At 62.4% G+C, this 11,412-nt stretch carries 10 protein-coding genes and 2 pseudogenes; 3 read left to right on the forward strand and 9 right to left on the reverse strand.

Annotation, left to right across the window (positions count from 1 at the left end; translation table 11 throughout):
* Positions 1 to 135: 135 nt before the first annotated feature.
* Positions 136 to 258, forward strand: a pseudogene (locus tag VMR03_RS19025) (transglutaminase family protein); the annotation flags it as partial.
* Positions 259 to 311: 53 nt separating this feature from the next.
* Here VMR03_RS19025 and VMR03_RS19030 read toward each other — a convergent pair.
* Together VMR03_RS19030 and VMR03_RS15730 are read right to left on the reverse strand one after the other, a co-directional pair.
* A pseudogene (locus VMR03_RS19030) lies at positions 312 to 494 on the reverse strand (RidA family protein); the annotation flags it as partial.
* 149 nt (positions 495 to 643) lie between these two features.
* Positions 644 to 991, reverse strand: a complete 348-nt coding sequence (locus VMR03_RS15730; RefSeq protein ID WP_325406884.1) for an HU family DNA-binding protein — start codon at positions 989 to 991, stop codon at positions 644 to 646.
* Between the two features lie 216 nt (positions 992 to 1,207).
* Between VMR03_RS15730 and VMR03_RS15735 the strand changes: the two genes are divergently transcribed.
* The gene (locus tag VMR03_RS15735) at positions 1,208 to 1,858 is read left to right on the forward strand and encodes an MBL fold metallo-hydrolase (protein WP_325406885.1); all 651 of its coding nucleotides are present in this window, start codon (positions 1,208 to 1,210) and stop codon (positions 1,856 to 1,858) included.
* 48 nt (positions 1,859 to 1,906) lie between these two features.
* Positions 1,907 to 2,719: a nucleoside triphosphate pyrophosphohydrolase gene (gene mazG, locus VMR03_RS15740; protein WP_325406887.1), complete on the forward strand. Its 813-nt coding sequence runs from the start codon at positions 1,907 to 1,909 to the stop codon at positions 2,717 to 2,719.
* 23 nt (positions 2,720 to 2,742) lie between these two features.
* On the opposite strand, the gene VMR03_RS15745 is transcribed toward mazG, so the two are convergent.
* From VMR03_RS15745 to ntrC, 7 genes are all read right to left on the reverse strand, one after another.
* Entirely contained in the window at positions 2,743 to 3,561 is an 819-nt protein-coding gene (locus tag VMR03_RS15745) for an inositol monophosphatase family protein (protein ID WP_325406888.1), read from the reverse strand.
* 11 nt (positions 3,562 to 3,572) lie between these two features.
* Positions 3,573 to 4,904, reverse strand: a complete 1,332-nt coding sequence (gene hflX / locus VMR03_RS15750) for a GTPase HflX (RefSeq protein ID WP_325406897.1) — start codon at positions 4,902 to 4,904, stop codon at positions 3,573 to 3,575.
* 113 nt (positions 4,905 to 5,017) lie between these two features.
* Positions 5,018 to 5,266: an RNA chaperone Hfq gene (hfq, locus tag VMR03_RS15755; protein ID WP_325406890.1), complete on the reverse strand. Its 249-nt coding sequence runs from the start codon at positions 5,264 to 5,266 to the stop codon at positions 5,018 to 5,020.
* 199 nt (positions 5,267 to 5,465) lie between these two features.
* On the reverse strand, positions 5,466 to 6,323 hold the full coding sequence (locus tag VMR03_RS15760; RefSeq protein WP_325406891.1) for a D-amino-acid transaminase: 858 nt from the start codon (positions 6,321 to 6,323) through the stop codon (positions 5,466 to 5,468).
* A 24-nt stretch (positions 6,324 to 6,347) separates the two neighbouring features.
* A complete protein-coding gene (locus VMR03_RS15765; RefSeq protein ID WP_325406893.1) occupies positions 6,348 to 7,742 on the reverse strand; it encodes a sigma-54 dependent transcriptional regulator in 1,395 nt (464 codons plus the stop codon).
* Complete coding sequence (locus VMR03_RS15770) at positions 7,732 to 10,038, reverse strand: PAS domain-containing sensor histidine kinase (RefSeq protein ID WP_325406894.1); 2,307 nt, start codon at positions 10,036 to 10,038, stop codon at positions 7,732 to 7,734. Before VMR03_RS15770 ends, VMR03_RS15765 begins: the two co-directional genes overlap by 11 nt.
* 209 nt (positions 10,039 to 10,247) lie before the next feature.
* On the reverse strand, positions 10,248 to 11,412 hold a 1,165-nt coding region (gene ntrC, locus VMR03_RS15775; protein ID WP_325406895.1), incomplete at its 5' end, for a nitrogen regulation protein NR(I).

Here is an 11,412-nt window from a genome sequence, read left to right on the forward strand (position 1 = left end):
AAACCCTCAGAGCGGGCATGCACGACATTGGTGCATACCTCGTGTCTATACGCGGTAGGTCACGCAAGAAATCTGCCCGGCAACTCATTTCCTCTCGCAGACAGCCGTACAGCCCCAACGCGGTGCGTGTCCGCAATGCTGTCCAGCCTGCTGACCTTCTGGCACAACCACCCATCACTGTCCTACCTGTTCTCGGGCCTGTTCATCGGCCCCACCAGCCAGGCGCCGCGCATCGACGAGGCGCGCAACGACCAGATCTGCACGAAGATCAGCTTCGACTTATTGGTGCCAGCTTCGGCGAGCAGCGCATCGATCTGCGCTAGGATCTGCTGCGCCTGGCCGCGGATCGGCGCCGACGCGTCCTCTGCCACCTGCCCGGCAAGGAAAACGCGATCTCCATGCACGACCGCTTCGCTCAACCGCTTGCCCACGCCCAACCGCCGGATCGCCATCGCCCTGCTCCCTTTGTTCAACTTGTGCCGCCGCTGTCTCATGCGGCGCGCTCTGATACCAGTCCCGAACGTCGTCGCGCAAATGATTAAAGCGGACAAGCAAAAAGGCGGTCCGCAAGGACCGCCTTCGCGACAATGTTAAAACTGTCGTGTTGCCCGATCGTCCGCCTTGCGGCGACCGACGAAAGCGATCAGATCGCTTCCTTCAGATCCTTCGCGACGCGGAAGGCGACCTTCTTCGACGCCTTGATCTTGATCTGCTCGCCCGTTGCCGGGTTGCGACCGATACGCGCGGCGCGCTTGCGAACCTGCAGAATGCCGAGACCCGTGATACGGACCTTGTTGCCCTTCTTCAGGTTCTTGACGGTGAGTTCGACGAAATCGTCAAACAAGGCAGCGGCGGCCTTCTTCGACATGTCGTGCTTTTCCGCCAGCTCCGCAATGATCTTCGAGAGCGGAATGGTGACCTGGGCCGTCGCCGCCTTCGCGGTTTTGGCGGCGGGTTTGGCTGCGGGTTTTGCTGCTGCTTTTGTGGCCATGATTCGTGATTCGTCCTTGGTGGAACCTGACGCTATCTTTCACAAGTTTCAGGAAAACACCAAGAGTTTGCTGCGCCCCAATGCTTTTTTCGTCCTGCAAGTCGTCGTTATGCACAGAATTCGACATGAAAGGCGCGAAAAAGCCCGTCACCATTGGACATATTGCACGTGCGTCCCTACTTTCACGGAACGTCGCCATTCGAAAAGTGCCCTGTCATGAGCCTCAAAGCAGCGATTCTCCCGGTCACACCCTTCCAGCAGAACTGTACGATTCTCTGGAACGAGGAGACGATGCACGGCGCCGTCAGCGATCCGGGCGGCGATCTCGACCGCATCATGCAATCGGTCGACGAAGTCGGCATCACACTCGATAAAATCCTCCTGACACATGGACATCTTGACCACGCCTCGGCGGCCGGCGATCTGGCAAAGCGTCTCGGCATTCCCATCGAAGGCCCGCATCGCGACGACCTCTTTCTGATCGAAGCCCTGCCGGCCCAGGCGAAGCAATACGGCTTTCCCGATTGCGGCGCCTTCGTGCCGGATCGCTGGCTCGAGAACGGCGACACCGTCGAGGTCGCCGGCCTTACCTTCGACGTGCGCCATTGTCCCGGACACACTCCCGGCCATGTGATCTTCTTCCACGCGCCGTCGAAGCTCGCGATCGTCGGCGACGTGCTGTTTCAGGGTTCCGTCGGCCGCACCGATCTGCCGCGGGGCGACTACAATACGCTCGTCGCCTCGATCCGCGGGCGTCTCTGGCCGCTGGGCGACGACGTGACATTCGTGCCGGGTCACGGCCCCCTCTCAACTTTCGGTACGGAACGGCGCACCAATCCCTTCGTCGCCGACGACATGTTCGCGTGATGCGCTTTTGCATGGAGCGCGCCGCGACACCCTGAAACGGAGCAGGCTTTGAGCGACACTTCCGATTTCGGCCGCATCGACGCGCTGCTCGCCATCATGGCCAAGCTGCGTTCGCCGGAGGGCGGCTGTCCCTGGGACCTCGAACAGAATTTCGCGACCATCGCGCCCTACACCATCGAGGAAGCCTATGAGGTCGCAGATGCGATCGAACAGGGCGACATGGGAGAGCTTCGCGACGAACTTGGCGACCTTCTCTTTCAGGTCGTCTTCCATGCGCAAATGGCAAGCGAGGCCGGCAGCTTCACCTTCGAGGATGTCGTCCGCGCCATTTGCGAAAAAATGATCCGCCGACACCCGCATGTTTTCGGCGACGAGACGGCGCGCTCGGCCGGCGCGGTCAAGGGCCGCTGGGAGGAGATCAAGGCGGAAGAAAAGGCGGCCCGCGGCAAGCCCGCCCGCGAGAGCATTCTCGACGATGTGCCGCTCGCCCTTCCCGCCCTGACCCGTGCGGTCAAGCTGCAGGCGCGCGCCGCCCGCGTCGGCTTCGACTGGCCGAGCACCGCCGAAGTGCTCGACAAGCTCAACGAGGAAATGCTCGAGCTCTCCGAGGAACTGACCAAGGGCGGCGATCGCGACCGCATCGAGGACGAATTCGGCGACCTGCTTTTCGTCTACGCCAATCTGGCGCGCCACCTGAAGATAGACCCCGAAGCCGCGCTGCGACGAACCAATGCGAAATTCAGACGCCGCTTCGGCCGCATCGAGGAAAAACTCGCGGCGAAAGGAATTTCGCCCGAGCAATCGACACTCGAGGAAATGGACGCGCTCTGGAATGAAGCCAAGCGCGAGGAGCGCGGCTGAGTCTCGAAGGGCGGGACCCGCCGTCAGAGACCCCGGATGGCATCAGCGAAACGTCGCCAGCCTTCTTCGTCACGGGCGACGAGATGCGGTCCGGCAAGCGTCCTCGGCGCATAATCGACGCCATTCGCCATGTCCCGCACGACACCGCCCGCCTCCCGGACGATCAGCGAGCCCGGCACGTGATCCCACGGCATCATGCGGTGATAGGTGACGAGATCTTTCCGCCCCCGTGCGACGGCGGTGTAATCGACGGCGGAACAGAAATCATTCGCCTTCCGCCCCACGACGGCGGAGAATTTCTCGATCCGCTCCCGCCACGCCTCCGGCATGAAGCGTGTGTTGAAGGCGCCGGCGACATCCGGCAGCTCCCGCGGCGCATGTCCCGCGCTCAGCCGCTCCGTCTGGCCCTTCGATGTCCACCAGGCGCCGGCGCCGCGTTCGGCGATCGCGAGTTCGCCCGGCACCGGCAGATAGATCCATGCTTGCTCGGCGATGCCGCGTCGGATCAGCGCGATCATCACACCGAATGTCTCGCGCCCGGCGATGAAATTGCTGGTGCCGTCCACCGGATCGACGGTCCAGACCGGATCGTCGCTTTCGATCAGCCCCATGCGTGCCGGCTCGCCGGCGACGGCCTCCTCACCCAACACCCGCGAACCGGAAACCAGCGCCTCAAGCCGTGGCGTCAGCCACAGCTCGGCCTCGCGGTCCGCAATAGTGACAAAGTCCCCTTTGGATTTTTCCTCGATCTCGCCTTCCTTCAGCAGTCGGAAACGCGGCATGATCTCGCGCGCGGCGACCTCTCGCATCAGCGCGGCGACATCGTCGATGAGATTGCCCATTCTGTTCGGCTTTATTCGGCGGCGTGAGCGAGCGCGGCGTCAATTCGTCCCTTGAGCGCCGGAAAACGCTTCTCCAGCCGCCCGAATTCCGCATCCGCCAGAACGATGTCGAGCGTCGTCGATCCATCCTCGTTGCTCGCGCGCTTGCGTACCTGCCCATTCTCGTGGAGCCAGGCCATCGCCTCGCCCTCGTCCGGTCGCAGCGTGACGCGCAGCGGCGTCCCCTTGTCGACGACCAGCCTGTCGATCAGCGCAAGCAGTTCGTCCGTGCCCTGGCCCGTCAACGCCGAGACGGCGACGGTCAGGGGATCGCGCGAGGCCGAATTGAGCATCGCCTCGCGTGCTTCGGGTTCGAGGCGGTCGATCTTGTTCAGCACCTCGACGATCGGTCGCTGCGGCCCTTCTGCCTTCTCGCCCGTTAGGCCGAGAGATTTGAGAACCTGCTCGACGTCATGCTTCTGAATATCGCTCTCTTCATGCGAAGCGTCGCGCACATGGAGAACGACTTCCGCCTCGAGCACCTCTTCCAGCGTCGCGCGGAAAGCGGCGACGAGATGCGTGGGCAGGTCGGAAATGAACCCGACCGTATCCGAGAGAATGATCTTGCGTCCGCTCGGCAGCGTCACCGCGCGCATCGTCGGGTCGAGGGTCGCGAAGAGTAGGTTCTCCGCAAAAACACCTGCCTCGGTCAGCCGATTGAAGAGCGTCGATTTGCCGGCGTTGGTATAGCCGACCAGAGCCACCACGGGGTAAGGCACCTCGCGCCGCGTCTTGCGATGCAGTTCACGCGTGCGCTTCACCGTTTCGAGCTGCCGCTCGATCTTGACGATGCGCTCCAGGATGACGCGCCTGTCCGCCTCGATCTGGGTTTCACCAGGACCGCCGAGAAAACCGAAGCCGCCGCGCTGACGCTCGAGATGGGTCCAGCTTCGGACCAGCCGGCTCTTCTGGTAATTGAGATGCGCCAGTTCGACCTGCAGCGCGCCTTCCCGCGTATGGGCGCGCTCGCCGAAAATTTCGAGGATGAGGCCGGTGCGGTCGAGAATTTTGACCGACCACGCCTTTTCGAGATTGCGTTGTTGAACGGGGGAGAGATGTCCATCCACGATGACGAGCTCGACCTCGAGCTCCTCCATCAACCCCTTCAGTTCGTCGACCTTGCCCTCGCCGATGAGCGTCGCCGGCCGGGGGTCGGAGACCACCGCCACCGTGTTGCCGACGATGTCGAGATCGATGGCGGCGGCCAGCCCCAGCGCCTCCTCGAGTCGGGCCGTTTGCGAGCGGAAGGGTTTCCCTTTCCGCTTCGCATCGAGCTCGGCGGATTTGAGCCAGGGGACGAGCACGAAGGCACGCGTCTTCTTCCGGCGCGCATCGTAACCGGATGCGCCCGTTGAACGGGTTCCCTCGCGGCGCTTCGTATCGCCGCCTTGTTCAGCCTGGTCGGTCAAATAGGGCCTTAAGCCTCCTCGCCATTCGCGCCCGGCTCGAAAAGCTGCACGGGTTGCGATGGCATTATCGTCGATATGGCGTGCTTATAGACCAATTGCGAGTGGCCATCCCGACGCAGCAACACACAAAAGTTGTCGAACCAGGTAACAACGCCCTGAAGCTTCACGCCGTTCACAAGAAAGATCGTCAGGTTCGTCTTGTTCTTGCGAACGTAGTTCAGGAACGTGTCCTGCAAGTTATGGGTCTTTTCTGACATGGGTAAACCCCATTTGTAGATTTGGTCGGGTCGGCTCGGCCGCACCGGCCGACCTCGATACTTTGGCCTCTGCCCCTAGGGAGCGAGAGGTGCGGACTACCTACAATCTGTTCTTTTTGTATAATGCTGCAAGTGCGAAAACACGTCGGACGGCTCTCGCAAGCATGTTTTTTCCCAAAACAACCCCGTCCGGCTCATTTCAGCTCAGCAATCCGACCCTTGCATAGGCTTCCCGGAGCCTGAGCGTGATCGATCCGGGCACCCCGTTCCCGATCACGGCATCGTCGATCCGGACCACCGGAATGATGACGGCGGACGAAGCGCTCACGAAAGCCTCCCGCGCGGCCTTGGCCTCCTCGACGGTGAACGGCCGTTCGACCACCTCGATACCCTCGCGCTGCGCGGTCTCGAGCAGCACCATTCGGGTAATGCCGGTCAGGATGTCCGGCCCGGTGGAACGCGTGATCAGGCGCCCCTCCTTGTCGACAATCCAGGCGTTGGTCGAAGACCCCTCGGTGACGAAGCCATCGCGGTCGACGAGCCAAGCCTCATAGGCGCCTGCCTCGCGCGCCGCCTGCTTGGCGAGGATATTCGGCAGCAACGCGATCGACTTGATGTCGCGCCGGGCCCAACGAAGATCGGGCATGGTGACGACGGCAACGCCTTTTTCAACCGCCTGTTCGATGCGCGCCACATTGAGCCGCTTGGCCGTCACGACCAGCGCCGGCGGCACCTGCTTTGCCGGAAAGGGATGATCGCGCGGCGCCTCGCCGCGCGTCACCTGCAGATAGACAAGTCCGTCCTGAACGTGGTTGCGCCTGACGACCTCGCGGACGACATGGCGGAGCGCCGACAGCGGCATCGGCATCGCGATCCGCAATTCGCCGAGCGATCTTTGCAGTCGGGCGAGATGCAGCTCCTCGTCCATCAGGCGGCCACCGCGTATGCCGCAGACCTCGTAGACGCCGTCGGCAAACTGATAACCGCGATCCTCGATATGGACGCTCGCCTCCGCGTGGCGGACATAGCGGCCGTTGACATAGGCGATGCGTGACAAGTGAGGCTTCCTGCTTCGGCGGGATCAGAGAGGCATGTCGGGGCGCGTCGTCGTCGCGACGCCGAGCGATTTCAGTTTGCGATGAAGCGCAGAGCGCTCCATGCCGATGAAGGCCGCGGTGCGCGAGATGTTGCCGCCGAAACGGCTGATCTGCGCCATCAGATATTCCCGCTCGAAGGTCTCGCGCGCTTCGCGCAGCGGAAGCGCCATGATGTGCTCGCCGCCAGAGCCGTTGACAGTGATCTGCGCCGACGATCCCACCTCCGACGGCAGCATGTCGGCCGTCACGACAGCCCCGGGTTCGCCTGAAGTAAGAATGAGCAGTCGTTCCACATTGTTGCGGAGCTGCCGGACATTGCCCGGCCAGTCATGCGCTTGCAGCGCGGCCATGGCATCTTCCGAGATGCGGCGCGGCGGGAGTCCTGTCGCCCTCGAAATCTGCGCCATGAAATATTCGACCAGCGTCGGGATATCTTCACGCCGCGCCGAAAGCGGCGGCACCTGGATCGGCACGACGTTGAGCCGGTGATAGAGATCCTCCCGGAAACGGCCCTTGGCGATTTCCTCCTGAAGATCGCGGCTCGACGACGAGACGACGCGAACATCCACCTTCACCTTCGGGCCCCCTCCGACCCGTTCGAAAGTCTGATCGACGAGTACACGCAGAATCTTGCTCTGCGTCTCGATCGGCATCTCCGCCACTTCGTCGAGAAAGAGCGTTCCGCCATGCGCCTGTTCGAAAACACCGACTTTGCGCGGGCCTGCCACCGACGCCTCGGTCCCGAAGAGTTCGATCTCCATCCTCTCCGGCGCCATGGTCGCCGTATTGATGGCAATGAAGGCGTGATCCGCCCGACGCGACCTTGCATGAAGGAGGCGCGCGACGATTTCCTTGCCGGAGCCCGACGGCCCGGTGATCAGCACACGGCTTCCTGTCGGCGCCACCTTGTCGATCGTCTGGCGTACATGCGCGATGACGGGCGACATGCCGACCAGCGTCGCATCATCGCCAATCCGCGTGCGCAGCTCGTCGTTCTCTCGGCGCAGTTTGTAAGCCTCGAGCGCCCGGCGGACGATCAGAATGAGTCGGTCGGCCTTGAACGGCTTTTCGATGAAATCGTAGGCGCCCTTCTTGATCGCGGATACGGCGGTCTCGACGTTCCCATGACCGCTAATAATGACGACCGGAAGATCTGGATGGCGCTCGTGGACGACGTCGAGAACTTCAAGACCGTCGAGACGGCTTCCCTGGAGCCAGATATCAAGCACGACAAGGCCGGGTCGTCTTGCTTCGATCGCCGTCAGCGCGCTGTCGCCGTCCCCGGCAACACGCGTGTCATAGCCTTCGTCGTTCAGGATTCCTGCCACGAGTTCACGGATATCCGCTTCGTCATCGACAATAAGAATGTCAGATGCCATTCACCGCCTCGTTTTCTGTCGTCTTGTTCATTTCGGATTGCTCGCCTCCGCCGCCCAGACGCGGAAAAACGAGCCGGACGCGCGCGCCGCTCTCCCAGCCTTCGGAATGAGGCGCATCATCGAGCAGCAGAACGCCGCCATGGTCTTCCATCACCTTGTTGACGATCGCGAGCCCAAGGCCCGTGCCCTTTGCGCGTGTCGTCATATAGGGCTCGGTAAGACGTCCACGATCCGTCTGTGGCAAGCCGCAGCCGGAATCCGTCACGACGATGGAAATCGTTTCCGGCGCTTCGATGAGAGCAACCTTGATCCGACCGAGCATGCCGCCCTTGTCTTCCTTGCCTTCGGCTTCGCCGTGTTCCGTCTTGGCGGATTCCTGTCCCCTGATCGCTTCCGCCGCATTCTTCAGGATATTGGTGAGCGCCTGACTGACGAGGCGGCCATCGCAATCGAGCACCACGGGGTCCGACGACATGTCGAGAGCATAATCGATCTCCGGATGCGCGACACGCTGCAGGAAAACCCCTTGCCGCACGATCTCATTGATCTCGATCGGCTTGATATGCGCCGTCGGCATGCGGGCGAAAGACGAGAATTCGTCCACCATGCGGCCGATGTCGTTCACCTGTCGAATGATGGTGTCGGTGCATTGCTGGAAGACTTCAGGGTCGGTCAGAATCTCCTTGCCGTATTTGCGGCGCAGCCGCTCGGCCGAGAGCTGGATCGGCGTGAGCGGGTTTTTGATTTCATGCGCGATGCGGCGCGCCACATCCGCCCATGCGGAGGTTCGCTGCGCTCGCACGAGTTCGGTGATATCGTCGAAAGTCAGCACGAAACCGCCGAGTCCCGAATCCGTCACTTCGCTGGTGACGCGAATATTGAGCGTCCTCTCGTTGCCCTCGCGCGTGATGACGACCTGGGCTTGTGCGCGGCGATCCGGATGGTTCTGTGCCTCACGAACGACCTCGGCCATTTCCGGAATAGCAGCCGCAACGTCACGTCCGGCCATGTCCTTTTCCGTCTTGCCGAAGAATCGCAACGCCGCCCTGTTCGCGTGGTTTATGTGACCTTCGTAATCGAGCCCGAACACGCCGGCGCTGACGCCGGACAACACGGCCTCGGTGAACTGCCGCCGCTGATCGAGCTGATGGTTCGCCTCGACGAGATCGTTGCGCTGACTCTCGAGTTGGCTCGTCATGCGGTTGAAGGCGTCGCTGAGGACGTCGAGTTCGTCGCCCGTCTCCCCGGGCGCCACACGCGCGGCGAGGTCGCCGGTACTCACGCGCTCCGACGCCTCGACGAGTTTTCCGATCGGATCGACGATGCGGTTAGAAGCCCATAGGCCGAGCCAGATCGCGGCAAGCAGCGTCACCAGCGCGACGGCGATATAGATCAGTGCGAACGTGACCTGAAAGCTGATGCGGCGTTTTTCGAGGCTTTGATATTCGTCGACCGCTTCCCGCGTCTGTGCCAGATGTTCGAGCACCCGCGCATCGACGAAGCGGCCGACATAGAGATAGGTGTCGTCGAGCGCAGTCAGCTTCACCAGCGCGCGAATCTGGTTATGCGCCTGCACGGTCCAGAGAACCGCCTCGCCCTTGGCCGCCTGCGCAAACTGGTCCGGCGTCGGCAACCCCATGTCGGGCGCAACACTGGCTGTCACCTTCGCGAGAAGCCGCCCTTCGGTGTTGATGAGATAGGCAGCCGGCAGCGAGCGGAGGGCCGCCTGCGTCGCCACGAGCTGCTGAAAACGCTCGGGGCTCGAAGCCAGATAAGGCGCGGCGCGATCAAGGTCGGTCGCCATGGCGAGCGCGTCGCCGCGTAGCACGTGATGATGCTCGCTGAGATAAGCTTCCGCCACCGTCTGGGCGTTCGAGATGATGGTCTGGGTGCGCTCGCTGAACCAGGCGTCGAGACCGCGGTTGAGGGTCACCGCCGCAAAGACGGCGACGATGATGGCCGGCATGACCGCCACCACCGCGAACATGGCAACCAGCCTCGCGTGGAGCTTGGCGCCTGCTGTTCCGCTGACCCTGGCAATGATGAGCCTGACGACCCGCCAGCAGATCAACGCAAAAAGGATGAGGACGACCGAAAGATTGCTCAGCAGCAGGGTGATGACCAGCACCCGGCCGGGGCGAAGCGGTGTCAGGCCGGTCAGGGTCAGGTAAGTGAAGGAACCGAGTAGTATAGCGGCAATGACGAGCCCGATGGCAGCCGCACCCGAAAAGCCGCGTCGGGACATAAGTCCCCACAGCCGACTGTCCCAGCTCTTCCTGTCCAAATGCTCAGTCACTGCCATGCCCGGTTCGGGCCCTCGTCCCCACGACGATCGGAAGAATGTAGATTCCCCCTACTCGTCTGTGCCATATACGCCACGCAAATCATCGGCGCGGGGCATCTTGGCCCGCAGAACGCGGCCATTCAACAACAATGTTGCCAGTTTGCGACAGTCGTTACAGGCCAATGCTGCGATGAATTGAGGCAGGTTTCGGAGCTTGGGGCTTATTTGAGCCCTCGAATCACCTGCACGTCGAGATCCTTCAGCTTCTTGCGGAGCGTGTTCCGGTTAATGCCGAGAAGATGCGCTGCCTTGATCTGGTTCCCGCGGGTCGCCGCCAGGGTCATACCGAAAAGCGGCTTTTCGACTTCTCTCAGGATACGGTCGTAGAGACCGGGCGGCGGTAACGTGTCGCCATGCTGGGCGAAGAGCCGGTTGAGCGAACGCTCAACCGAGGACGCGAGAGGCTCGTCGGTCGGCGTCTGCTCGAGGGGTCGACCGAAATCGGGCTCGGCAAGTTCGGTCTCGAGCACCGAAGCACCGATCATCTCTTCCGTATAGAGAGCCGCCAGACGCCGCACGAGGTTTTCAAGTTCGCGTACGTTTCCCGGCCAGCGATACCGCTTCAAAAGCTCCATGCCCTCGGCATCGATGGTCTTGGGCGGCAGTCCTTCTGCCTCAGCCTGATTGAGGAAGTGCCTGACAAGATCCGGAATATCCTCCGCGCGCTCCCGCAATGGGGGCAGACGGATCGGCACGACATTGAGGCGGAAGAACAGGTCTTCACGGAAGAGGCCGAGATTGATGAGCTGCCGCAGGTCGCGGTTCGTCGCCGCGACGATGCGCACATCGGTTTTGATCGGTGTGCGCCCACCGACGGTCGTATATTCGCCCTGCTGCAGCACGCGCAGCAGTCGCGTCTGGGCTTCCATCGGCATGTCGCCGATCTCGTCCAGAAAGAGCGTGCCGCCTTCCGCCTGCTCGAAGCGACCGGTCGCCCGCTGGCTTGCGCCGGTGAAGGCGCCCTTCTCATGACCGAAGAGTTCGCTCTCGATCAGTTCGCGCGGGATCGCCGCCATGTTGATCGCAACGAAGGGCCCGTTGCGGCGCTTGCCGTAATCGTGCAGCGCACGGGCCACGAGTTCCTTGCCGGTGCCGCTCTCGCCCGAGATCATGACCGTGAGATCGGTCTGCATGAGGCGTGCAAGCACGCGGTAGATGTCCTGCATCGCCGGAGACCGGCCGATCAGCGGCATCTTCTCGTCTTCCTGGGCGTTCTGGCGCGGCACGGCGCTTTCGCGTGGCGCCGTCATCGCCCGGTCGACGACACGGATCAGCTCATTGAGATCGAAGGGCTTCGGCAAATACTCATAGGCGCCGCGTTCCGCC

This window comes from Parvibaculum sp., assembly GCF_035511255.1.
In the GTDB taxonomy this organism is placed as follows: Bacteria; Pseudomonadota; Alphaproteobacteria; order Parvibaculales; family Parvibaculaceae; genus Parvibaculum.

What these genes read in the sequence shown, in the direction of transcription:
- VMR03_RS15730 (WP_325406884.1), bottom strand. Translation starts at nt 991, where the DNA reads ATGGCCACAAAAGCAGCAGCAAAACCCGCAGCCAAACCCGCCGCCAAA.
- VMR03_RS15735 (WP_325406885.1), top strand. Translation starts at nt 1,208, where the DNA reads ATGAGCCTCAAAGCAGCGATTCTCCCGGTCACACCCTTCCAGCAGAAC.
- VMR03_RS15745 (WP_325406888.1), bottom strand. Translation starts at nt 3,561, where the DNA reads ATGGGCAATCTCATCGACGATGTCGCCGCGCTGATGCGAGAGGTCGCC.
- hfq (WP_325406890.1), bottom strand. Translation starts at nt 5,266, where the DNA reads ATGTCAGAAAAGACCCATAACTTGCAGGACACGTTCCTGAACTACGTT.
- VMR03_RS15765 (WP_325406893.1), bottom strand. Translation starts at nt 7,742, where the DNA reads ATGGCATCTGACATTCTTATTGTCGATGACGAAGCGGATATCCGTGAA.